This is a genomic window from Streptomyces sp. NPDC091412, from assembly GCF_044756885.1.
Taxonomy (GTDB): domain Bacteria; phylum Actinomycetota; class Actinomycetes; order Streptomycetales; family Streptomycetaceae; genus Streptomyces.
On record NZ_JBIVTV010000016.1, the window covers coordinates 152,750 to 174,477 of the forward strand.

The 21,728-nt window shown below is 73.1% G+C and carries 20 protein-coding genes; 9 read left to right on the top strand and 11 right to left on the bottom strand.

Annotation, left to right across the window (positions count from 1 at the left end; translation table 11 throughout):
- Nucleotides 1–28: 28 nt before the first annotated feature.
- The 3 genes from ACIQMV_RS30140 to ACIQMV_RS30150 all read right to left on the bottom strand — a co-directional run bounded on the left by ACIQMV_RS30140 (nt 29) and on the right by ACIQMV_RS30150 (nt 3,651).
- Entirely contained in the window at nt 29–850 is an 822-nt protein-coding gene (locus tag ACIQMV_RS30140) for a hypothetical protein (protein ID WP_401776675.1), read from the bottom strand.
- A gap of 310 nt (nt 851–1,160) precedes the next feature.
- Nucleotides 1,161–2,381, bottom strand: a complete 1,221-nt coding sequence (locus tag ACIQMV_RS30145) for an acetyl-CoA C-acetyltransferase (protein ID WP_402596418.1) — start codon at nt 2,379–2,381, stop codon at nt 1,161–1,163.
- 211 nt (nt 2,382–2,592) lie between these two features.
- Nucleotides 2,593–3,651 carry an SGNH/GDSL hydrolase family protein gene (locus ACIQMV_RS30150; protein WP_402596439.1) on the bottom strand — a complete coding sequence of 353 codons (1,059 nt, stop codon included), beginning with the start codon at nt 3,649–3,651 and terminating at the stop codon, nt 2,593–2,595.
- Nucleotides 3,652–3,810: 159 nt separating this feature from the next.
- On the opposite strand from ACIQMV_RS30150, the gene ACIQMV_RS30155 reads away from it, so the two are divergent.
- Entirely contained in the window at nt 3,811–5,202 is a 1,392-nt protein-coding gene (locus ACIQMV_RS30155) for a cystathionine beta-synthase (RefSeq protein WP_141360419.1), read from the top strand.
- A gap of 436 nt (nt 5,203–5,638) precedes the next feature.
- Here ACIQMV_RS30155 and ACIQMV_RS30160 read toward each other — a convergent pair whose 3' ends face one another.
- Nucleotides 5,639–6,076, bottom strand: a complete 438-nt coding sequence (locus tag ACIQMV_RS30160; protein ID WP_225074834.1) for a hypothetical protein — start codon at nt 6,074–6,076, stop codon at nt 5,639–5,641.
- Nucleotides 6,077–6,371: 295 nt separating this feature from the next.
- On the opposite strand from ACIQMV_RS30160, the gene ACIQMV_RS30165 reads away from it, so the two are divergent.
- Nucleotides 6,372–7,214 carry a MurR/RpiR family transcriptional regulator gene (locus ACIQMV_RS30165; RefSeq protein ID WP_402596419.1) on the top strand — a complete coding sequence of 281 codons (843 nt, stop codon included), beginning with the start codon at nt 6,372–6,374 and terminating at the stop codon, nt 7,212–7,214.
- A 107-nt stretch (nt 7,215–7,321) separates the two neighbouring features.
- A complete protein-coding gene (locus tag ACIQMV_RS30170) occupies nt 7,322–7,924 on the top strand; it encodes a hypothetical protein (RefSeq protein ID WP_402596420.1) in 603 nt (200 codons plus the stop codon).
- Between the two features lie 34 nt (nt 7,925–7,958).
- On the opposite strand, the gene ACIQMV_RS30175 is transcribed toward ACIQMV_RS30170, so the two are convergent.
- The 5 genes from ACIQMV_RS30175 to ACIQMV_RS30195 form a co-directional block, all read right to left on the bottom strand.
- Entirely contained in the window at nt 7,959–8,333 is a 375-nt protein-coding gene (locus tag ACIQMV_RS30175; protein ID WP_141360423.1) for a hypothetical protein, read from the bottom strand.
- A gap of 20 nt (nt 8,334–8,353) precedes the next feature.
- On the bottom strand, nt 8,354–8,857 hold the full coding sequence (locus ACIQMV_RS30180; protein ID WP_141360424.1) for a roadblock/LC7 domain-containing protein: 504 nt from the start codon (nt 8,855–8,857) through the stop codon (nt 8,354–8,356).
- A gap of 13 nt (nt 8,858–8,870) precedes the next feature.
- A complete protein-coding gene (locus ACIQMV_RS30185) occupies nt 8,871–9,719 on the bottom strand; it encodes a transcriptional regulator (RefSeq protein ID WP_402596421.1) in 849 nt (282 codons plus the stop codon).
- Nucleotides 9,716–10,108: a hypothetical protein gene (locus ACIQMV_RS30190; protein WP_141360426.1), complete on the bottom strand. Its 393-nt coding sequence runs from the start codon at nt 10,106–10,108 to the stop codon at nt 9,716–9,718. The genes ACIQMV_RS30185 and ACIQMV_RS30190 overlap by 4 nt, the downstream gene beginning before the upstream one ends.
- 167 nt (nt 10,109–10,275) lie before the next feature.
- A complete protein-coding gene (locus ACIQMV_RS30195) occupies nt 10,276–11,685 on the bottom strand; it encodes a diaminopimelate decarboxylase (protein ID WP_402596422.1) in 1,410 nt (469 codons plus the stop codon).
- 181 nt (nt 11,686–11,866) lie between these two features.
- Between ACIQMV_RS30195 and hutU the strand changes: the two genes are divergently transcribed.
- The 4 genes from hutU (at nt 11,867) to hutI (ending at nt 17,401) form a co-directional block, all read left to right on the top strand.
- Entirely contained in the window at nt 11,867–13,531 is a 1,665-nt protein-coding gene (gene hutU, locus ACIQMV_RS30200; protein ID WP_141360428.1) for a urocanate hydratase, read from the top strand.
- 83 nt (nt 13,532–13,614) lie between these two features.
- On the top strand, nt 13,615–14,817 hold the full coding sequence (locus tag ACIQMV_RS30205; RefSeq protein ID WP_402596440.1) for an allantoate amidohydrolase: 1,203 nt from the start codon (nt 13,615–13,617) through the stop codon (nt 14,815–14,817).
- On the top strand, nt 14,814–16,202 hold the full coding sequence (locus tag ACIQMV_RS30210) for a formimidoylglutamate deiminase (RefSeq protein WP_402596423.1): 1,389 nt from the start codon (nt 14,814–14,816) through the stop codon (nt 16,200–16,202). Before ACIQMV_RS30205 ends, ACIQMV_RS30210 begins: the two co-directional genes overlap by 4 nt.
- A gap of 26 nt (nt 16,203–16,228) precedes the next feature.
- The gene (hutI, locus tag ACIQMV_RS30215; protein ID WP_141360431.1) at nt 16,229–17,401 is read left to right on the top strand and encodes an imidazolonepropionase; all 1,173 of its coding nucleotides are present in this window, start codon (nt 16,229–16,231) and stop codon (nt 17,399–17,401) included.
- 88 nt (nt 17,402–17,489) lie between these two features.
- Here the strand turns inward: hutI and ACIQMV_RS30220 are convergent, their stop codons facing one another.
- Together ACIQMV_RS30220 and ACIQMV_RS30225 are read right to left on the bottom strand one after the other, a co-directional pair.
- Nucleotides 17,490–19,055 carry a ricin-type beta-trefoil lectin domain protein gene (locus tag ACIQMV_RS30220; protein WP_402596424.1) on the bottom strand — a complete coding sequence of 522 codons (1,566 nt, stop codon included), beginning with the start codon at nt 19,053–19,055 and terminating at the stop codon, nt 17,490–17,492.
- Nucleotides 19,056–19,341: 286 nt separating this feature from the next.
- The gene (locus ACIQMV_RS30225; RefSeq protein WP_402596425.1) at nt 19,342–20,277 is read right to left on the bottom strand and encodes an RNA polymerase sigma factor SigF; all 936 of its coding nucleotides are present in this window, start codon (nt 20,275–20,277) and stop codon (nt 19,342–19,344) included.
- 239 nt (nt 20,278–20,516) lie between these two features.
- Between ACIQMV_RS30225 and ACIQMV_RS30230 the strand changes: the two genes are divergently transcribed.
- Both ACIQMV_RS30230 and ACIQMV_RS30235 read left to right on the top strand, forming a co-directional pair.
- Entirely contained in the window at nt 20,517–20,894 is a 378-nt protein-coding gene (locus ACIQMV_RS30230) for an STAS domain-containing protein (RefSeq protein ID WP_100571008.1), read from the top strand.
- 253 nt (nt 20,895–21,147) lie between these two features.
- On the top strand, nt 21,148–21,696 hold the full coding sequence (locus tag ACIQMV_RS30235; RefSeq protein ID WP_402596426.1) for an ATP-binding protein: 549 nt from the start codon (nt 21,148–21,150) through the stop codon (nt 21,694–21,696).
- Nucleotides 21,697–21,728 lie beyond the last annotated feature (32 nt).

The following is a 21,728-nucleotide window of genomic DNA, read 5'->3' on the forward strand; positions in this document are numbered from 1 at the left end:
TGACGCGAGTGGGAGCCGGCGGCCCCCGCTACAGCGACGCGATGACCCGGTCCGCCAGGATGTACACCTGCTCGGCACCGCAGGTGAAGGTGAGCGTGTAGGCGCCGGAGACGCCCGAACCGCCGAGCAGCACCGGGGTCTCGCCCGCGCGCAGGGCGTCGGCCAGGCGTTCCGCGGTCTCGCGGTGTCCCGGGGTCATGCACAGCGTCGTACCGTCGGCGAAGACGTAGACGTCGAGAGTGCCCAGCGGGCCCGGGCGGACGTCGGCGAGTTCCACGCGGGACTCGGCCAGGTCCTCCAGCGTGGCGAGCGTCTGTTCGTGGTCGCCCCCGACGGGCGACGAGTGTGGGGTGAAGTCCGGGTGCGAGGGGTGCCGGCGGCGGGCCGCGGCCAGCTCCGGGGACTCGCCGGACGTACCGCCCTGGACGCAGTCCTTGCCGGAGAGCTCGTCGGCCTCCGGGGCGGGCTCGGCCACCGGCTCCAGGTGCTCGAGGCCGGTGAAGTCGGACTGCCGGGGCAGGAACAGCTCGCTGTCGGGGAGCCCGAGCAGGGAGGGCGCGTCGGCGGCGTCGCGGGCCTCCTGGGCGGCCCAGAAGGCGCGTGCCTCGGCCAGCTCCCGCTCCCGCTCCTCGGAGAGCGCCTGCACCACGGCGGCACGTATCTGCTCCGCGTCCGCGTGGCTGCGGGCTGCGGGAACCAGGGCGCGCGCGGTGGCGGCGTGGTTCTCCGCGAGCTGGGTGTGCAGGGCCGCGACCTGGCGGCGCAGCACCCACAAGGCGCGCAGGACGGCGACGCCCACGGCGCCGGTGGCGGCCGTGGTGAGCAGCAAGGCGATCGGCATGGCGCTCACTGACGTACTCCCGGGTTCAAGGTCGACCCCCGACTTCCTACATCAGCTTGAAGGGCGGACTATCCAAGTGTCAGTGCGTAATGTCACGAAACGGACAGAATTATGGTCCGATGCGGCCCCGGGACCCTCTGGGGTAAAGCGCTGACCTGCGTAAACCTCTGCGCCGAGGGAGATAGGTCACATCCTGAGGGAGATTGGATCACAAAATGGCCCGGAACCAAGGGGTTTCTTGGATTCCGGGCCATTCAGTCACGGTGGGTGGTAAAGCGGCCACTGACGGTCTCTCAGGCGGCCATGGTGACGCGGTGCGTCAGCTGAGGCGTTCGATGACCATCGCCATGCCCTGGCCGCCGCCCACGCACATCGTCTCCAGGCCGAACTGCTTGTCGTGGAACTGGAGGGAGTTGACGAGTGTGCCCGTGATGCGTGCGCCGGTCATGCCGAAGGGGTGGCCCACCGCGATCGCGCCGCCGTTGACGTTCAGCCTGTCCAGGTCGATGCCGAGGTCGCGGTAGGAGGGGATCACCTGGGCGGCGAAGGCCTCGTTGATCTCGACCAGGTCGATGTCGCCGACGGTCAGTCCGGCCCGCTTCAGGGCCTGCCGGGACACCTCGACCGGACCCAGGCCCATGATCTCAGGGGACAGGGCGGAGACACCGGTGGAGACGATCCGGGCGAGCGGGGTGAGGCCCAGCTCGCGGGCCTTGGTGTCGGACATGATGACGACCGCGGCGGCGCCGTCGTTGAGCGGGCAGCAGTTGCCGGCGGTGACCAGGCCGTCCGGGCGGAAGACGGGCTTGAGGCCGGCCACGCCCTCCATGGTCACGCCGGGGCGCGGGCCGTCGTCCTTGCCGATCACGGTGCCGTCGGGCAGCGTCACCGGGGTGATCTCCCGCTCCCAGAAGCCGTTCTTGATGGCCTCCTCGGCGAGGTTTTGCGAACGCACGCCGAACTCGTCCATGTCCTGGCGGGTGACGCCCTTGAGGCGGGCCAGGTTCTCCGCGGTCTGGCCCATCGCGATGTAGGCGTCCGGGACCAGACCGTCCTCACGCGGGTCGTGCCAGGTCGAGCCGCCTTGCTCGGCCCTGGCCGCGGTACGGGCCTCCGCCTCGGCGAACAGCGGGTTGTGTGTGTCCGGCAGGCTGTCGGAGTTGCCCTTGGTGAACCGGGAGACCATCTCGACGCCGGCCGAGACGAACACGTCGCCCTCGCCGGCCCTGATCGCGTGCAGGGCCATCCGGGAGGTCTGGAGCGACGAGGAGCAGTAGCGGGTGATGGTGCAGCCGGGCAGGTGGTCCATCCCCATCTGCACGGCGACGATCCGGCCGAGGTTGTTGCCCTGCTCGCCGCCGGGCAGGCCGCAGCCGAGCATCAGGTCGTCGATGTCCCGGGGGTCCAGCTCGGGGATCTTCGCGAGCGCCGCCTGGATGATCGTGGCGGTGAGGTCGTCGGGGCGCAGGTCCTTGAGGGAGCCCTTGAAGGCGCGGCCGATGGGGGAGCGGGCAGTCGAGACGATGACGGCTTCGGGCATCACGACTCCATGTCGATAGGGCGGCGCGCAACGCTCGTGGAGGGCGATGGCCGGGCGGCCGCGTGGTCGATGACGGGCGGGCTGCTTGGAAGTTACCCGTACGTACGGCCGGGGTCACTCCAACCGGGGTGTGACCCTGACCGCAATTTTCTAAGCGCTTGCTTTCCCTGCTGGCGTCCCCCGCGCGGCCGGGTTCGCTCTCGGGCCGCCCTCAGACTCCCCCCAGCTCCTCGAACTGAGGGGCGTCGTCGGACGGGCCGGAAGAGGCCGGCTCGGGCTCCGGGACCCGGCGCCGCCGGCGCCGCTTGAGCAGGGCCCACGGCCCGCGCGGACCGGTCGGCAGCGCCGCCGTGACCTCCGTGCCCGCCTGCGACGCGGCCTCGGCCGCCGCACGGGCCACCGGCAGGAAGCCCTCGCTCCGGGACACGTCCGGACGCTCCTCCTCGGCCGGCCACAGGCCCAGCGTCGCGCACACCGTCGGCAGCACCGCCATCGCCGCCGTCGCGTACCCCTCCGCGGAGGGGTGGTAGTTGTCCGGACCGAACAGCTCCCGCGGGTTCGCCGCGAACTCCGGCCCCAGCAGGTCGCCCAGCGACACGGTCCGGCCCCCCTGCTCCACCGCCCCGATCGTCTGCGCCGCCGCCAGCTGGCGCGAGGCCCGCCGGGCCAGCCACCGCAGGGGCTGCTGGACCGGCTCGATCGTGCCGAAGTCCGGGCAGGTGCCCACGACGACCTCGGCGCCCGCCGTGCGCAGCCTCCGCACCGCCGCCGACAGATGGCGCACCGAGCGCGTCGGTGGCATCCGGTGGGTCACGTCGTTCGCCCCGACCATGATCACGCAGATGTCCGGCACTCGCTCCGGGTCGCCCAGCACCAGCGCCACCTGGCGGTCCAGGTCGTCCGACCGGGCACCGGGCTGCGCCACGTTGCGCATCCGCACCGGACGTTCCGCCACCGCCGCCAGGCCCGACGCCAGCAGCGCGCCCGGCGTCTGCCCGGCCCGGTGCACGCCCTGTCCCGCTGCCGTGGAGTCGCCGAGCATCACCAGGCTCAGCGGCGGCTCGCCGGGAGTGTCGTAGGCACGGCCGTACAGTCCGTCCGCGACCGGCACGTGGTTGTCCGTGCCGTTGCCCACGTGACGCTTGGCCATCTGCACCTCGGCCAGCAGCAGACCGACGGCCGCGGCACCGACCAGACCGAGTCCGCCGCCGCCGTACGCGGCGCCGGCCGCGATCCGCCGGGCCACTCTCGCCCTCGACATGTTCGTCATGCCCGCCGACACCTCCTCGTAGCCGTACATCCACTCCTTGCCCCGTACGGACCGTCGTCCAATCTCGACGGGGAGTGAACGTCCACCCCGGGTGGTTCCCCCTGGCCTTAGGCTGGCGGCACACCACGACCACATCTTTTGCAGCAACCGGAGACAACGGTGCAATTCCACGACTCGATGATCAGCCTCGTCGGCAACACCCCGCTGGTGCGGCTCAACAGCGTCACCAAGGGGATCAAGGCGACCGTCCTGGCGAAGGTCGAGTACTTCAACCCCGGCGGCTCCGTGAAGGACCGCATCGCCCTGCGCATGATCGAGGCGGCCGAGCAGAGCGGGGAGCTCAAGCCCGGTGGCACCATCGTCGAGCCGACCAGTGGGAACACCGGTGTGGGACTGGCCATCGTGGCCCAGCAGAAGGGCTACAAGTGCATCTTCGTGTGCCCGGACAAGGTCTCCACGGACAAGATCAACGTGCTGCGCGCGTACGGCGCCGAAGTGGTCGTGTGCCCGACGGCCGTCGCGCCGGAGCACCCCGACTCCTACTACAACGTCTCCGACCGGCTGGTCCGTGAGACCCCCGGAGCCTGGAAGCCCGACCAGTACTCGAACCCGAACAACCCGCTGTCGCACTACCACTCCACCGGTCCCGAGCTGTGGGAGCAGACCGAGGGGCGGATCACCCACTTCGTGGCCGGCGTCGGCACCGGCGGCACCATCTCCGGCACCGGCCGCTACCTGAAGGACGCCAGCGACGGCAAGGTCCAGGTCATCGGTGCCGACCCGGAGGGCTCGGTGTACTCCGGCGGCTCCGGGCGGCCCTACCTCGTCGAGGGCGTCGGTGAGGACTTCTGGCCGACCGCCTACGACCGGAGCGTGGCCGACGAGATCGTCGCCGTCTCCGACAAGGACTCCTTCCAGATGACCCGCCGCCTCGCCAAGGAGGAGGGCCTGCTGGTCGGCGGCTCCTGCGGCATGGCCGTCGTCGCGGCGCTGCGGGTGGCCGAGCGGCTCGGCCCGGACGACGTCGTGGTGGTCCTGCTGCCGGACAGCGGGCGCGGGTACCTGTCGAAGATCTTCAACGACGAGTGGATGGCCGACTACGGCTTCCTGGACGACGAGGGCCCGAGCGCCCGCGTCGGCGACGTGCTGAACGACAAGGCGGGCGGCTCCATCCCCTCCCTGGTCCACATGCACCCGGACGAGACCGTCGGCGAGGCCATCGAGGTGCTGCGTGAGTACGGCGTCTCCCAGATGCCGATCGTGAAGCCGGGTGCCGGCCACCCGGACGTCATGGCGGCCGAGGTGGTCGGCTCGGTGGTCGAGCGGGAGCTGCTGGACGCGCTGTTCACCAAGCGGGCCGCGCTGGAGGACCCGCTGGAGAAGCACATGTCGGCCCCGCTGCCCCAGGTCGGCTCCGGCGAGCCGGTCGCCGACCTGATGTCGGTGCTGGGCACGGCGGACGCGGCGATCGTGCTGGTGGAGGGCAAGCCGACCGGGGTCGTCAGCCGTCAGGACCTGCTCTCCTTCCTGGCCAAGGGCGAAAAGCACTGACACATCGCCGCCGCGGCCGGCGTGCCGGCGGGGAACGTGCGGTGACCCGCGGCTGAGAGGCAGTCGTGGAAACGGTACGAGCGTGTCACGTGTACGCAGCACGCGCTTAACACGCGTCCGGCACATTGGTGGACGTCGGAAGGGGCGGGGGATCGCCTCCCGGGCGCGGAGCGCCGGGGGAGGCCGTCCGCCCCGGCCGGCGCCGTGCGGCGTCGCGGACCTCCGGAGCGGCTCCCGGACCTCCATGGACGCCACGGACGCGAAGGCCCGGTCCTGACCCGGCCCGCGTCCCTCGCGGGGACCGCCGTCGTCCCGCCCCCCGGTGACGGGGGTGCGGCGGTCCCCGCGCATACGCCGTGCCCCGCGCGCGGTCGTGCCGGGGGCGCCGCCGCCGGCTCCTGCCGGGTCGGCGCGGCCGCTCGGTCCTCCCGGCCGCTCAGTCCTTCCAGGTGTCGTCCTCGCCGCGGTCGCGGCGGCGGCCGGTGAACAGGCCCGGGTTGGTGCGCGCGGCCTGGACGGCGTTGACGCCCACGATCCCGAACCAGGCGACGATGAGGCCGGGCAGGTGCGCGACGCCGCCGCCGATGGCGGACAGCGGCACGGCCAGTACCAGCGAGACGATGCCGAAGCCGAAGCGCTCGCCCCAGGAGTCGGTGGCCCTCGGCGAGCGGGAGCCCCGCGCCACCGTCATCTGCTGCTCGGCGAACTGCCGGCGCATCCTGCGTTCGACGGCCCCGTCGATGCGCTGGTCGACCTTCTCCAGGAACGAGTCGACCAGCGCGGACTCGTACTCCTCGCCCAGCTCCCTGCGGGCTTGCAGGGAGGCGTTGAGGTCCTTCTTCAGGTCCGTGTCCCGCGCGTCCATTCCGGTCATACGGACCAGGCTAGGGAGCCGGGTTGCCCGCCGCACTGGGGCTAGCCCCCCTGTCGGTGCGGGGGCGGGCCGCCGTCGGTGTCGCCGGGGCTGCGGCCGGCGACACCGACGGGGCCCGCTCACACTAAGCACGTCGATTGTCGCGTTCTGTGTGGGTTTGGGCGAGTTTAATGACACTTGGTCAATCCCTTGCCCTGACTGTATGACTTCATGCAGAGTTCTTGGTGTCTGAATAGAAACTGGTCGAGGAGATACCCTCCCGGGGCGTCGACGACATCTGGAGGGGGAGCACGTCATGAGCGTGACCGACAGCGCTGCCGCGCGGCTGCAGGCGCTCTTCGAGGGGCACCGGCTCACACCGACCCAGCGGCGCATCGCGCACAGCATGGTGCGGCGGGCCGCCGACGTGCCCTTCCTGTCCAGCGTCGAGCTGGCCGAACTGGCCGGGGTCAGCCAGCCGTCGGTGACCCGCTTCGCGGTCGCCCTGGGCTTCGACGGCTACCCGGCGCTGCGCCGGCACCTGCGCGAGGTCGCGCCCGCCGAGCCGGCGGCCCGGCCGGCCTCGTACAACGAGTACCAGCAGGCGGTCGAGGCCGAGATCGAGAACCTGAGGCACCTCGCTCAGGCGCTGGCCGATCCGCGGCCGGTGCGCAGGGCGGGACAGGTGCTCGCCGCCTCCCGTCCGCTGCCGGTGCTCGGCCTGCGGGCCGCGGCCGCCCAGGCCTACGGCTTCGCGTACTTCGCCGGCAAGGTCCACCCGGACGTACGGCTGCTCGACGAGGGCGGCACGATGATCCAGGACCGCATCGACGGCGCCGTACGGGCGGGCGCCTCGGCGCTGCTGTGCTTCGCGCTGCCGCGCCACCCGCGCGAGGTCGTGGACACCCTCGCCTACGCCAAGGACGCGGGGCTGACCGTCGTCACGGTCGCGGACTCGGCCTTCGCGCCGGTCGCCAAGCACTCCGACCTGCTGCTGCCCGCCGCCGTCGGCACCGGGCTCGCCTTCGACACCGCGTGCGCGCCGATGCTGCTCGGCCGGGTGCTCCTGGAGGCGATGTGCGACGACCTGCCCGACGCGCAGGCCCGCCTGGAGGAGTTCGACCAGAGGGCGGCGGCACGGGGGCTGTTCGTGGAGTGACGCCCCGTGGCGTGACGCCCGGGGCCGGGTGCTCTCAGACTCGTCTCACCCACGCTCGTTAGCCTGCCCGCCCGAACGAGGGTGCCGGGACGACGAGGAGGCAGGGCATGGCGCGCGCTGGTCGCACAGGTCGGGGAGGTCAGGGCCTGGCCCGGGTGGCCGTCGTGGTGCGGGCCGGAGCCGCGCCGCTGTGGTGGCTCGGGGTGTTCGCGGCGGGGATCGGCGTGCTGCTGCCGGGGCTGACCGGGCGCCGGATCGGGGTCCTGGCGGGGGTCGCGCTGTTCCTGGTGACGGCGGCCGTCGTGGCCTGCGCCCGGCGCCGGCGTTACCGGGCCCTGGCCCGGGGCGCCGCCCGGGCCGGACGCCACGACGTGCTCCAGGACCGGGCGGTGAGCGTCCGCGTCTGGCGACGGGGGCACCGCTGGTGGCTCGCCCCGGCCTTCCTGGCCGCGCTGGGCGGCTCCTTCGTCCTGCCCGCGACCGGCGGCCTGCTGCTGGCCGGCGCCGGAGTGGGGCTGTGGCTCAAGGCCGCCTGGCTCGGGCGGCTGGAGCGGGCCGAGGACACACTGCTGTGGGTGCGCGTCGACTGGCTGGGCAAGCGGGGCGGGCATCCCGCGGGCAAGTCGGTGCGGGGCTACCGCGGTACCGGCCTCGCGGCGGGCGACGCGGCCCCGGGCGGAGCACGCCGCCGCACCGCGGCGCTCGGCTAGGAAAGGTTCAGGGGCCTGTCCCGGCGGGCCCGGGTCAGACCTCCAGGTCCTCCTCGATCCTCCTGAGCTGGTGGCGGGCCATCGCCAGGTTGGCCCGCTTGGCGTCGAGGACCAGGTAGAGGAACAGGCCGTTCCCGCCGCGCCCGCTGATCAGGCGGATCAGGTGGTACTGGTCGCTCAGGGTGATCAGGATGTCCTCGATCTGCGCCTTGAGGCCGAGGTGCTCCATGGTGCGCATCTTGGCCCGCACGACATCCGTGTTGCCCGCGGCGGCGACGTTCAGGTCGAAACTCTTGCTGCCGCCCATCGTGCCCAGCGCCATGCCGCTGGTGTAGTCGACGAGCGCGACGCCTGTCGCTCCCTCGATGGAGGCGAGCGCTTCCTTCAGGCAGGTCTCGGTGTTGGCCATGGCCGGGTCTCCTTGTTCTGTCAACTATCAGTGGTAGTGCGCGCGTTGGTGGCAGTGGTGCGTGGCGCGCGGGTGGTTCTGGTCCGTGCGGTGCCGGTCCTGGTGGCCGGTTTCGCGGCTTTCGCGGGCGCCTTGCCGGAAGCGTCGGCCGCCTCGGCGTCGACCAGCTCCCCGATGCGGGCGCCCGCACGGCGGCCCTCCAGATGGAGGCGGCCGACGTTGACGCGGTCCTGGGCGAGCAGGGTCAGCACCGCGGTGCGGCCCGCCGCGTAGGTCGCGACATAGCCGTGGACGCCCCGCACGAGCAGTTCGCGCAGATCGCCCTGGCCGGTCATGTCCGACATGCGCACGGCGACGCCGAGCGCGGTCGCGGTGAGTGCCGCCACGCTCTCCGGCTCCACGCCGGGGGTGTCGTGGGCCAGTACGAGGCCGTCGACACTGGCGGCGAGGGCGCCGGTGAGCTGGGGTACCCGGGCTCTGAGCCGGCGTAGCTCGTCCAGGATCTCGGGCTCGGCTGCTGCCATCCGGTGTCTCCTCTCAAAGGGCCTCCAGCGCATCCCTGAGCCTCTTCAGCAGCGTGATGTGGGGGTCGGTGGTGTACGCCAACCGGTCGGCGAGCGCGGGGGTCTGTCCGGCGCCGTCCGGTACGGGCGCGTCCCGTGGCGCGACGACCGGTGCGACGAGCCCCGCGGCCGCCAGACGCCGTACGTCCACCAGCGTGTGGAACGCCTGCCGGCCCAGCTCCCGGGCCAGGTCGGTGGCCGTGCGGGTGCCGTCGACCCGCTCCAGGAGCTTCCGCTGGCGGGGCGTCAGCTTCGGTGCCGCGGCGGCGTGCGTCCGCACCAGCGGGGCGCTGTCGGGCGCGGCGTCGGGCCAGACGCGGTGCAGCAGCTCGCGACGGCGCAGGATCCCGCGCTCCAGGGCGGCTACCGGGACCGGCAGGACGGGGCCGAGCGGGTGGGCGATGCCGTAGCGGAACCGGCCCGGGGTGCTGCTCGGGGCGAGCGCGAAGTAGGCGGCGTCGTGGAGTGCGCCCAGGTGGCACAACTCCAGTGCGCCCTCGGTCAGATGGCCGCCGTCCAGCAGCAGGCGTGCGGCGCCGCGCCGGTCGTCGGCGCGGGTGACCGCGTCCCGCCACGCCTCGGCCGTCAACGTGCCGTGGGCGGCGAGCAGCAGGTCCAGGCCGGGGCTCAGGGGGCTCTCGGCGTGCACCACACGGCCCTCGGCGAGGTGGAGCGTGCCGTGTTCGCGGACCAGGACGCCGGTGGCCTGCTCGGCGGCGAGCCGGGTCAGCATCGGCGAGAGGCCGCCCCAGGCCGCGTCCTCGGCGGCCGGCTTGCTGCGCAGCGGCAGCTGGGGTGGGGGCGGGGTGTCGACCACGGTCATCCCAGCACCAGCCGCTCGGCCATCTCGCCCAGGCGTATGCGGGCCAGGGCGAGGTTGCCCTCGGCGCGGGTCAGCCACAGATGCAGGAACACGCTGCTGTCGAAGGACGTGTCCACGAACCGCAGCAGGTGGTAGCTGTCGCGGTTGCTGACGATCAGGTCCTCCACCGGGGGGCGCTCGCCGTCGGGGTCCTCGGCGGCGGCGAAGGCGCCGTGCTCGGCCGCCAGCCGGGCCAGTTCGGCGGCCTCCGCCGCGGTGGTCTCGTGGTCGCCGCCCGGGGACTCCCCGACGGTGCCCAGGGCAAGTCCGCTCGTCCAGTCGACCAGCGCGGCGCCTCTGGCACCGGGCAGCCGCATGGCGTCCAGTAGGCACTCGTCGATTCCGGGCACCGTTGTTCCTCTCCCACCGGGGGTTCGGCTGAGTGATGCCGACGCTACGCACGGTGTACGCCGGTGGTGAGGGTTACGGCATTTTCCGGTGGAACATGCGACCGAGGGGCTAGTGTGGGTCGACTGAACCGGGTTTCAGGCGGGTCTCGCCGTGTCTTCGGTGCGCCTCAGGCGCGCTCGGGTGCGCGCAGGGTGGTGAGCGCCGAGGCGTGCGCCCCTCCTGACTCGGCCACGATCTCCTCGACCGGCTGCGGCTCGCGCACGACCGCGAAGGCGACACCCCCGCGGCCGTCCGGGACGTAGCCGTAAACCCCGGGCCGGGGCAGGGAGTTGTAGGCGTAGTGGTGGGCGAAGTAGTAGGCCCCGGTGTCCAGCGCCGCCACGTGGTCGCCCGGTTCGAGCGGGGCGAGCGCGCGGGCCTCGGCGAGCAGGTCGCCCGCGAAGCAGGCGGGCCCGGCCACGTCCTGCACCACCTCGGGTCCCGGCTTGGGCCGCCCCTTCGCGTCGTACGCGGCCAGGCGCAGCGGCCAGGCCTCCGGCACGTAGACCGTGCGCGTCGCGACCTGCACGCCCGCGTGGGTCACGGCGACCGGCCGTCCCCCGGCGCTCTTGGTGTACTCCACCCGGGCCACCAGCGTGCCCTGCTTGGCCAGCAGCGACCGCCCGAACTCGGTCACCAGCCCGTACCGCCCCTCGCACAGCCCCGGCACCACCTCGCGCAGCAGCCGCGCGTACCGCGCGTACGTCGGCGCGGTCGCCTCGGAGCCGAAGTTCACCGGCAGCCCGCCGCCGATGTCGAGGGTGTCGATCTGCCGCCGCCCCGCGCGCGCGTTGATCTCCTCGGCGAGTTCGTACGTCCGCGCCACGCCCTGCGCCATCAGGGAGAGCGGGATGCCCTGGGACCCGGTGTGGGCGTGCAGCCGGGTCAGCCACGGACGGTCCAGATACGCCCGCACGACCCACTCGCGGGCGCCCTCGTCACGTAGCGCCACGCCGAACTTCGAGGTCGCCGTGGCCGTCGACAGCGCCTCGATGGCACCCCCGCCGACCTGCGGATTCACCCGTATCCCGAGCGGTGAGCGAGGGGTGGTGGAGCCCACGAGGGCGTCGATGCGGCCCAGCTCCTGCGGGTTGTCCGCGTTGACGGCGATACCGAGTTCCAGCGCCTCGCGCAGTTCGGCAGGCGTCTTCGCGGGTGAGTCCAGCACGGTACGGGCGGGCGGCACCCCGGCCGCCCGCGCCAGCGCCAGTTCCCCCGGGCTCGCCACCTCGGCGCCGATGCCCTCCTCGTGCAGCAGCCGCAGGACGGGCACGAGCGGGGTCGCCTTGACGGCGAAGGCGTGCAGCACCGGAGTCCCCGGCGCCAGCACCGCCTCGAACGCCGCCCGGAGTGCCGCCGCGGACTCCCGGATGCCGGTGACGTCGAGCAGGCCCACGATGGGAGAGCCGGGGCCGAGCAGCCCCTGCGCCACCGCGGCCCGCACCGCCTCGTCCCGTCGTACCGCCCGCCCGCGGTCCGCCTCGCCGATCCTGTCGCCGTGGTTCTGGTCCATGCCGTCGTCCATGCCGTCGTCCATGCCGCGCCCCCGGTCTCGTCGGAGTGTCTCCAGGTCCTGCCTTCCTGACCTGGAGCGGGCCAAACATGAGCCGGTCGTGCGGTCCGGCCCGTGCACGCGTATTGACTAGCTCTATTCATCACGCCAGGATGTGAATAGTCGCAGTAACAATCCGCCGGGAGCACCCACCAGGAGGCAGACCATGTCCGGACCCCGCCCCGTACGAGCGCCGCGCGGTACGGAACTGAGCGCCCTGGGATGGCAGCAGGAAGCCGCCCTGCGGATGCTCCAGAACAACCTCGACCCCGAGGTCGCCGAGCACCCCGACAAGCTCGTCGTCTACGGCGGCACCGGCAAGGCGGCCCGCGACTGGCGCTCCTTCGACGCCATGGTCCGCACGCTGAGGACCCTCAAGGCCGACGAGACCATGCTCGTCCAGTCCGGCCGCCCGGTCGGCGTCATGCAGACCCACGAGTGGGCCCCGCGCGTGCTGCTGGCCAACTCCAACCTCGTCGGCGACTGGGCCAACTGGGAGGAGTTCCGCCGCCTGGAGGCCCTCGGCCTGACGATGTACGGCCAGATGACCGCCGGCTCCTGGATCTACATCGGCACCCAGGGCATCCTCCAGGGCACCTACGAGACCTTCGCCGCCGTCGCCGCGAAGAAGTTCGGCGGCACGCTCGCCGGGACGATCACCCTGACCGCCGGCCTCGGCGGCATGGGCGGCGCCCAGCCCCTCGCCGTCACCATGAACGACGGCGTGGCCATCTGCATCGACTGCGACCCGCGTGCCATCGAGCGGCGCATCGAGCACCGCTACCTCGACGTGAAGGCCGACTCCCTGGAGCAGGCCCTCCAACTGGCCGTGGAGGCGCGCGACCAGCGCAAGGCCCTGTCCATCGGCGTCCTGGGCAACGCGGCCGAACTCGTCCCGCAGCTGCTCGCGATGAGCGCGCCCATCGACATCGTCACCGACCAGACCTCCGCCCACGACCCGCTGGCCTACCTCCCGCTGGGCGTCGACTTCGAGGACATGGCCGACGCCGCCGCCAAGGACCCGGCCGGCTTCACCACCCGGGCCCGTGAGGCCATGGCCCGGCACGTCGAGGCCATGGTCGGCTTCATGGACGCCGGCGCCGAGGTCTTCGACTACGGCAACTCGATCCGCGGCGAGGCCCAGCTCGCCGGGTACGAGCGGGCGTTCGCCTTCCCCGGGTTCGTCCCCGCCTACATCCGGCCGCTGTTCTGCGAGGGCAAGGGCCCGTTCCGCTGGGCCGCGCTGTCGGGTGAGGCGTCCGACATCGCCAAGACCGACAAGGCGATCCTGGACCTGTTCCCCGAGAACGAGTCCCTGGCGCGCTGGATCAAGCTGGCCGGCGAGCGGGTCCACTTCCAGGGCCTGCCCGCGCGCATCTGCTGGCTCGGCTACGGCGAGCGCGACAAGGCGGGCGAGCGGTTCAACGACATGGTCGCGAGCGGTGAGCTCCAGGCGCCGATCGTGATCGGCCGCGACCACCTCGACTGCGGCTCCGTCGCCTCCCCGTACCGGGAGACCGAGGCCATGCTCGACGGCTCCGACGCGATCGCCGACTGGCCGCTGCTGAACGCGATGGTGAACGTGGCGTCGGGCGCGTCCTGGGTGTCGATCCACCACGGTGGCGGCGTCGGCATGGGACGGTCCATCCACGCCGGCCAGGTGACGGTCGCCGACGGCACCGCGCTCGCCGGGGAGAAGATCCGGCGGGTGCTCACCAACGACCCCGGTATGGGCGTGATCCGGCACGTGGACGCCGGGTACGACATCGCGGAGTCGGTGGCCGGCGAACGCGGGGTGCGCGTGCCCATGCGCGAGGGTGAGGAGGCGTGACGCGGCATCCGGCCGATTCGAGCGCGGTCCGCCCGGCCGCGACGCGGACCCCGACGCCCGCCGCGGGCGACTCCTTCCACACGATGTGGCGGGAGCTGCTCCCCATCGGGCGCCACCCCGAGTCCGGCGGCTACCGGCGATTCGCCTGGACCGCGGCCGACGCCGAGTGCCGGGCCTGGTTCCGGCGGCAGGCCGAGGACCGCGGGCTGGCCTACGAGGTCGACCGCAACGGCAACCAGTGGGCCTGGCTCGGGGACCCCGCGGCCGGGGACGCCGTGGTCACCGGGTCGCACCTCGACTCCGTGCCCGACGGCGGGGCCTTCGACGGACCCCTCGGCGTCGTGTCCTCCTTCGCCGCCCTCGACGAACTGCGCGGCCGGAACGCGCGCTTCACCAAGCCGCTGGCCGTCGTCAACTTCGGTGACGAGGAGGGCGCCCGGTTCGGGCTGGCCTGCACCGGCTCGCGGCTGACCGCCGGGCAGCTCACCGTCGAGCAGGCGCACCGGCTCACCGACGCCGACGGGGTCACGCTGCCCAGGGCCATGGAGGCCGCCGGGTACGACCCCGACGCCATCGGCCCCGACCCGGAGCGGCTCGCGCGCATCGGCGCCTTCGTCGAACTGCACGTCGAGCAGGGACGCGCCCTCGACCTGACCGGCGACCCCGTCGGCGTGGCCAGCGCCATCTGGCCGCACGGGCGGTGGCGGTTCGACTTCCGGGGCGAGGCCAACCACGCGGGCACCACCCGGCTCGTCGACCGGCGCGACCCGATGCTGTCGTACGCCGAGACCGTGCTCGCCGCCCGGCGCGAGGCGACGCTCGCCGGTGCCGTCGCCACCTTCGGCAAGATCGCCGTCGAGCCGAACGGCGTCAACGCGATCCCGTCCCTGGTGCGCGGCTGGCTCGACTCCCGCGCCGCCGACCAGGCGACCCTGGACACCGTGGTCACCGGTGTCGAGAAGGCGGCCCGCGAGTACGCCGCGGCGCACGGCGTCGACCTGGACGTGGTCCGCGAGTCCTTCACGCCCGTCGTCGAGTTCGACCACACCCTGCGCGACGAGCTCGCCCGTCTCCTGGGCACGGACACCGACCTGAAGGTGCCGATGCTCGGCACGGGTGCCGGACACGACGCCGGAATCCTGTCCGGGAGCGTCCCGACCGCCATGCTGTTCGTGCGCAACCCCACCGGTGTCTCGCACTCCCCGGCCGAGTCCGCGGCCGAGGACGACTGTGTGGCCGGGGTGCGCGCGCTCGCCGACGTACTGGAAGGGCTGGCCTGCACGTGACCCCCACCGAGCAGACGCGGACGTACTGGCTGGAGCAGGCCTGGCTCGGCACCCTCCCCCAAGCTCTCGACGGCGCTCGAGCAGGGGGGACCCCCATCGAGCCGGGCGTGGCGCTCGACGTGCGCGGCGGCCGCATCGCGGCCGTCCGCACCGGCGTGCCCGTCCCGCCCATGGGAGCCGAGGTGCTGCGGGGACTCACGATCCCGGGACTCGCCAACGCGCACAGCCACGCCTTCCACCGGGCTCTGCGCGGCACCGTCCAGGTCGGCTCCGGGACGTTCTGGACCTGGCGCGAGGTCATGTACGCCACCGCCGACCGGCTCACCCCCGAGACGTACCACGCGCTGGCCCGCGCGGTGTACGCCGAGATGGCGCTGGCCGGCATCACCGCCGTCGGCGAGTTCCACTACGTCCACCACGCTCCGGGAGGCGCCCGGTACGCCGACCCGAACGCGATGGGCGAGGCCCTGATCGAGGCCGCCGCCGAAGCCGGAATCCGCATCACCCTCCTCGACACCTGCTACCTGTCCGCCGGATTCGGTCAGCCGCCCGACACCCACCAGCTCCGCTTCTCCGACGGGACGGCCGAGGCCTGGGCCGAACGCTGTTCAGTTCTCAAGGAACGGGATCACGCGCGGATCGGTGCCGCCGTGCACTCCGTACGGGCCGTGCCCGCGCGGGAACTGGCGACGGTGGCGCGGTGGGCCGAGGAGCGGCGGGCCCCGCTCCATGTGCACCTGTCGGAGCAGACCGCCGAGAACGACGCCTGCCGGGCCGCCCACGGCTGCACCCCGGCCCGGCTGCTGGCCGACCACGGCGTCCTCGGCCCGCGCACGACCGGCGTGCACAACACCCACCTGACCGACGAGGACATCGCCCTGCTCGGCGGATCCGGCACCGGCACCTGCATGTGTCCGACCACCGAGCGGGACCTGGCCGACGGCATCGGGCCCGCCGTCGCCCTCCAGCGCGCCGGCTCCCCGCTCTCCCTGGGCTCCGACAGCCACGCCGTCGTCGACCTGCTCGAAGAGGCCCGCGCGATGGAGCTGAACGAGCGGCTGCGCACCCGCACCCGCGGCCACTGGACGGCCGCGGCCCTGCTGCGGGCCGCCACCGCCGACGGGCACGCCGCCCTCGGCTGGTCCGACGCCGGCAGCCTCACCCCCGGCGCCCGCGCCGACTTCACGACGATCGCGCTGGACTCGGTCAGGACAGCGGGGACGCTGCCCAGGCTCGGCGCCGAGACGGCCGTATTCGCGGCGACCGCCGCGGATGTACGCCATACGGTCGTGGCCGGTCGGCACATCGTGCGGGACGGCGCCCACACCCTCGTACCGGACGTGCCGTCGGCGCTGGCAGGCGCCGTTGAGGCACTGCGCGGCTGAATTTCCCCGTCACCCCTGAGGACACCATGAGCAGCACCGCCATCACCAACATCGCCACGCTGGTCACCAACGACCCCTCCCTCGGTGACGGATCCCCCCTCGGACTGATCCGGGACGCGGCCGTCGTCATCGAGGGCGACCGCGTCGCGTGGACCGGTGAATCCAGCAAAGCACCCGCCACTGACAACCGGGTCGACGCCGGCGGCCGGGCGGTGATCCCCGGCTTCGTCGACTCCCACTCCCACCTGGTCTTCGCGGGCGACCGCACCGAGGAGTTCAACGCCCGCATGTCCGGCCGGGCCTACAGCGCGGGCGGCATCCGCACCACGGTCGCCGCCACCCGCGCCGCCACCGACGCGGAGCTGGAGGCCAACCTCACCCACTACCTCGCCGAGGCACTGCGCCAGGGCACGACCACGTTCGAGACCAAGTCCGGCTACGGCCTCACCGTCGCCGACGAGGCCCGCGCCCTGCGCATCGCCGCCGCGCACACCGACGAGGTCACCTACCTCGGCGCCCACATCGTCTCCCCGGACTACGCCGAGGACCCGGCGGCGTACGTCGCCCTGGTCACCGGGGAGATGCTGGACGCCTGTGCCCCGCACGCCCGCTGGGTCGACGTCTTCTGCGAGAAGGGCGCCTTCGACGGCGACCAGGCCCGCGCGATCCTCACCGCGGGCAAGGCCAAGGGCCTGCTCCCGCGCATCCACGCCAACCAGCTCACCTACGGGCCCGGCGTCCAGCTCGCCGTCGAACTGGACGCGGCCAGCGCCGACCACTGCACCCACCTGACCGACGCGGACGTGGACGCGCTGGCGAACGGGAACACGGTCGCCACGCTCCTGCCCGGCGCCGAGTTCTCCACCCGCGCCCAGTGGCCCGACGCCCGCCGCCTCCTCGACGCGGGTGTCACGGTGGCCCTGTCCACCGACTGCAACCCCGGCTCGTCCTTCACCTCCTCGGTGCCCTTCTGCGTCGCGCTCGCCGTACGGGACATGGGCATGACCCCGGACGAGGCGGTCTGGGCGGCGACGGCGGGCGGTGCGAGGGCCCTGCGCCGCGACGATGTCGGCCGTCTGTCCCCGGGCGCCCGCGCCGACCTCGCCGTCCTGGACGCGCCCAGCCACGTCCACCTGGCCTACCGGCCGGGCGTTCCGCTGGTCACCCAGGTCTGGCGGCGCGGCGTACGTGAGGTCTGAGCAGGGCCTGTCCGGCGGACCGGGCCGCGGGCGGCCGACGGAAGGCGCCCCGCCGGCCGTCCGGATTCCCGTCCGGGTCCGGGTCCCGTCAGGCGCTGCCCGCCCGCCACTTCTGCGCCGTACCTCCGCCGCGCGGGTCGAGGGAGACGTAGCCGTCCGGGTGCGGGGTGAGGGCGGTCCCGGCGGCGATGGCCGGGCCGATCACGCCGTCCGGGTCGACGGCGAAGCGCAGATTGCGGCCGTTCCTGCCGTCGACCGACGAGCACTTCCAGATGCCGACGCCGTTGTCCACCGAGCCGCGGCTGTCCAGGCAGAATTCGGGGTCCGCCGCCGACTGGAGCACCTGGCGTGAGGCGTCGAACCGCCAGCGCTGGCTGGACGCGGACCCGCACGGAGCGGTGACGACGTCCGTGCCGTTGCCGAAGTCGCCGGCCACGTCCAGGCAGAGGCCCGAGGCGGCGTTCACCACCTGCGCGTAGGCCGGGCCGGGCGGATACACCGGCGAGGGCGACGGGCCGGGCGGCGGCTTAGGGCGCGCCGTCCGGGAGTGGCGCGGCGTCGGTTCGGGGGCCGGATGCCGGGAGGGCGGCCGGGAGGTCGCTGACGGGGAGGGCGCGGGCGGGGGCGCCGACACCGTGGCCGTCACCGTGACCCGCACCGGCGGCGTGGGCACCGTCACCGCGCCCGCCGCCCGCTGGTGCGGTGTGCCGTCGTTCGAGGTGAGCAGGAACAGCAGCAGCGGCGTGAGGGCCACGCCGAGCGCCGCCGAGGCCAGCGCGTAGCGGCGGGAGGGCGGCCAGGCGGAGGGCCGCGCCCGGGCCCCCGGCGGCGGATCGGCCGGACGCCGTGCGACGTAGGCGGCGCCACCCCAGGGCAGCAGGCCCTCGGCCAGCGCGGTGCGTGGGTGGTCGCGCAGGGCGGACTGCTCCTCGAAAGCGGCGGAGCAGTGGTCGCAGCGCGCCATGTGGGCGTGCAGGTCCAGGCTCGCGCGGGGGTGGTCCGGTCGTACCGCCTCCTCGATGAGCCGGCGGAAGTCGCCGCAGCGCGGGTCGTCCGACGCGGCCAGACGTGCCCTCAGACAGGCCTGGGCCAATGCCTTGAGCGCCTGCGGGGTGTCGTGCACCACGTCCTGGCGGGTGAGACCGAGGAACCCTGCGGTCCGCTCCTCGGGTTCCTGCTCCACGATCCCGTACCAGACCAGGCCCTGGACGCGGGTCGGCAGCGACCGGAAGGCGGCGAGCAGGGGCGGTACGGGACCCTCGGGGCCGGCCGTGTTCAGGACCAGCAACAGCCCGGCGTCCACGCCGCCGGACCGCTCGTCGCGCGCCCAGGCGGCGGTCAGCCGGGCGGTGAGCAGCAGCAGGCGCAGCCGCACCGGGACGCCCGGCTCCGCACCGCGCGCCGTCGCGCGGGCGGCGAGGGTGAAGGCCTGCGCCGCGAGCCGGCGGGCCGCCGGCTCGCCGGCGGTGCAGTGCCGGGCGTGGGCGAGGACCCGGGGCAGGTGGCGGGCGCGCAGTTCGCGCAACGCCGGACAGACGGTCGCGGTGTCGGCGCGCAGCAGTTCGGTGAGCCGTGCGTCGGAGGCGTCCGCGTGCGGTCCGCCGCCCGTGTCCCCGGTCTCGACGCCGTCGTCGCTCCCGTCGGCCCGAGCCATTGACCCGCCCTCCTCGCACCCCGGTGGCACGGCCGGACTCCGGACGTACCGGCCGGTATGGGGTTGACCCATAGTGGGGGAAGCGGGCCCCGGGGGAAAGAGGTTGCCCAGGGTTTTCCGGGGTAACGGCGCCACGGCGGCGGGCTTCTCGGCGCATGCCCCGCCTGCCCCGCACGTGCCCCGCACGTGCCCCGGACGTGCCGAGGCGCTGGGGGCGCGGTCCGCCCGGCGCCACCGACGGCACCGGACGGAAACGTCCCCTTCACCTCGTCACGCCGTCACGCCGTCACTCTTCGAGTGTCAGGCCCTTGCGGAGTTGTCCGAGCGTCCGGGAGAGCAGCCGGGAGACGTGCATCTGCGAGATGCCGAGTTCCTCGCCGATCTCCGACTGGGTCATATTGGCCACGAACCGCAGGGACAGGATCTTCCGGTCCCGGGAGGGCAGTTGGGCGATCAGCGGCTTCAACGCCTCGACGTACTCGATGCCTTCGAGTCCGTGGTCCTCGTAGCCGATGCGGTCCGCGAGGGCGCCCTCGGAGTCGTCCTCCTCGGGCTGGGCGTCCAGCGACGACGCGGTGTAGGCGTTCGAGGCGGCCATGCCTTCCACCACCTCGTCGTTGGACAGGCCGAGGTGCTCGGCGAGTTCGGCGACCGTCGGGGCGCGGTCGAGCCGCTGGGCCAGTTCGTCACCGGCCTTGGCAAGGTCGAGGCGCAGTTCCTGGAGCCGGCGCGGGACGCGCACGGACCACGAGGTGTCGCGGAAGAAGCGCTTGATCTCCCCGATGATGGTGGGCATCGCGAACGTCGGGAACTCCACGCCCCGGGACAGTTCGAACCGGTCGATCGCCTTGATCAGGCCGATGGTGCCGACCTGGATGATGTCCTCCATCGGCTCGCTGCGGGAGCGGAAGCGGGAGGCGGCGAACTTGACGAGCGCGAGGTTCAGCTCGACGAGCGTGTTGCGGACGTACGAGTAGGCGTGGGTGCCTTCCTCGAGGGACTCCAGCCGCTCGAAGAGGGCCTTGGACAAGGCCCGGGCGTCGTCGGGGGCCACTTCGTCGTACGGGGGGATGTCCGGGAGTCCGGCCAGTGCGTCGGCCTGATCGGCCCGCTCGGCGCGTACCTCGTGGAACTCGATGGGATCCAGGTGCTCCGCTGGGGATGCCGACGTCGCCATCTGGGTATGCGATGCGTCGAGCCGGGGTGACATGATGTCCTCCATCGTTCTCGGCATAAGGCTGCCGAAGCCAATTCGTGCACTGCGGTGTGCGGCGCCTCCAAAGCCGGCCGTGTCGGGTGCGGGTCTCTACTAGCCCTACCCGCTTTCCCAACACCGCCGCAAGTTCCTTGTGTGGGGGTATGTCCGTTTGTGTGCGGATGTTCGGCTGTCGGAGCGGTGAGGGAAGGCGTAGTGTTCGAGGGCGTCAGTCAGCAGCCAAGACCCCGGGAGAGAGAGACGGCATGGACCGCGGGACGGTCGGCAGCGCACAGTCGGGCCGGCTTCTGGTGGAGGTGCGGCAAGAGGGCTCCAGTGCCGTCGTGACGCCGGCGGGTGAACTCGATCACCACACGGCCGACCTGCTGCGCGAACCACTCGAGGAGTGCCTCGACAAGGGGCGCTCGCGCCTGGTGGTGGACTGTTCACGCCTGGAGTTCTGCGACTCCACGGGGCTGAACGTGCTGCTGGGCGCGCGGCTGAAGGCGGAGGCGGCCGGTGGGGGTGTGCATCTGGCCGGGATGCTGCCGGTGGTGGCCCGCGTGTTCGAGATCACAGGGGCGGATGCGGTCTTCACCGTGCACGACTCCCTGGAGGACGCCCTGGCCGACGAGGCCGGCTGAGCCGGCCTCGGGTTCGTCGACGTGCCCCTTCCGTGTTCAGCGCCCGGCGTATGCCGGGCGCACGCGCGGCGGGCCGAAAACGGGGGTGTTCCCCCCGATCGGTCGGGCAGGAGACATCCTGAGTGGATCGGTCGCCCTCGCGGGCGCTGGCGACCGGGGCTCCGGCGTGTGTACGGACGTACCGACCGTGTACGTGTGAAGTGACTGGTGACTTTTGAATCGTGAACTGGTGAATCGGTGAGGTGAAGCGCTGATGAGCACCACCCGGCCTTACTCGCCGGGCGACCGCGGCCCGGAGCCCAGCGGCGCTTCCGGGACGTCCGAGGGGGACGCGCCGACGGGCGCGGTACCCACAGGGGGTGCGACGGCCGTGCCGGCGGCCCCCTCCGGGAGTCGCCAGATCCGCAGGCTGAGCTTCGACGGCGAGAGCGGCGTCGTGCCGCTCGCCCGCGACTTCACCCGCCAGGCGCTGTACGCGTGGGGCTGGCTGCCCGCCGCGACCGCCGACCAGCGGGCCGCCGCCGAGGACGTACTCCTCGTCGTCTCCGAACTGGTCACCAACGCCTGCCTGCACGCCGAGGGCCCCGACCAGTTGGAGATCACCTGCGACAACAAGGTGATCCGCATCGAGGTCTCCGACCGCGGCACCGGCCAGCCCGCCCCGCGCACCCCGCACCGCGCCGGCCGCCCCGGTGGCCACGGCATGTTCATCGTCCAGCGGCTGTGCCTGGACTGGGGTGTCGTGCGCGCCCCCGGCGTCACCGGCAAGAGAGTGTGGGCCGAGCTGGGGGCACCCGCCTGAACGCGGAGCCGCTCGGCAAGGCCCGACGGCGA

What these genes read in the sequence shown, in the direction of transcription:
- ACIQMV_RS30145 (WP_402596418.1), bottom strand. Translation starts at nt 2,381, where the DNA reads ATGCCCGAAGCCGTCATCGTCTCGACTGCCCGCTCCCCCATCGGCCGC.
- ACIQMV_RS30150 (WP_402596439.1), bottom strand. Translation starts at nt 3,651, where the DNA reads ATGACGAACATGTCGAGGGCGAGAGTGGCCCGGCGGATCGCGGCCGGC.
- ACIQMV_RS30160 (WP_225074834.1), bottom strand. Translation starts at nt 6,076, where the DNA reads ATGACCGGAATGGACGCGCGGGACACGGACCTGAAGAAGGACCTCAAC.
- ACIQMV_RS30165 (WP_402596419.1), top strand. Translation starts at nt 6,372, where the DNA reads ATGAGCGTGACCGACAGCGCTGCCGCGCGGCTGCAGGCGCTCTTCGAG.
- ACIQMV_RS30170 (WP_402596420.1), top strand. Translation starts at nt 7,322, where the DNA reads ATGGCGCGCGCTGGTCGCACAGGTCGGGGAGGTCAGGGCCTGGCCCGG.
- ACIQMV_RS30175 (WP_141360423.1), bottom strand. Translation starts at nt 8,333, where the DNA reads ATGGCCAACACCGAGACCTGCCTGAAGGAAGCGCTCGCCTCCATCGAG.
- ACIQMV_RS30180 (WP_141360424.1), bottom strand. Translation starts at nt 8,857, where the DNA reads ATGGCAGCAGCCGAGCCCGAGATCCTGGACGAGCTACGCCGGCTCAGA.
- ACIQMV_RS30185 (WP_402596421.1), bottom strand. Translation starts at nt 9,719, where the DNA reads ATGACCGTGGTCGACACCCCGCCCCCACCCCAGCTGCCGCTGCGCAGC.
- ACIQMV_RS30195 (WP_402596422.1), bottom strand. Translation starts at nt 11,685, where the DNA reads ATGGACGACGGCATGGACGACGGCATGGACCAGAACCACGGCGACAGG.
- hutU (WP_141360428.1), top strand. Translation starts at nt 11,867, where the DNA reads ATGTCCGGACCCCGCCCCGTACGAGCGCCGCGCGGTACGGAACTGAGC.
- ACIQMV_RS30205 (WP_402596440.1), top strand. Translation starts at nt 13,615, where the DNA reads ATGTGGCGGGAGCTGCTCCCCATCGGGCGCCACCCCGAGTCCGGCGGC.
- hutI (WP_141360431.1), top strand. Translation starts at nt 16,229, where the DNA reads ATGAGCAGCACCGCCATCACCAACATCGCCACGCTGGTCACCAACGAC.
- ACIQMV_RS30220 (WP_402596424.1), bottom strand. Translation starts at nt 19,055, where the DNA reads ATGGCTCGGGCCGACGGGAGCGACGACGGCGTCGAGACCGGGGACACG.
- ACIQMV_RS30225 (WP_402596425.1), bottom strand. Translation starts at nt 20,277, where the DNA reads ATGGAGGACATCATGTCACCCCGGCTCGACGCATCGCATACCCAGATG.
- ACIQMV_RS30230 (WP_100571008.1), top strand. Translation starts at nt 20,517, where the DNA reads ATGGACCGCGGGACGGTCGGCAGCGCACAGTCGGGCCGGCTTCTGGTG.
- ACIQMV_RS30235 (WP_402596426.1), top strand. Translation starts at nt 21,148, where the DNA reads ATGAGCACCACCCGGCCTTACTCGCCGGGCGACCGCGGCCCGGAGCCC.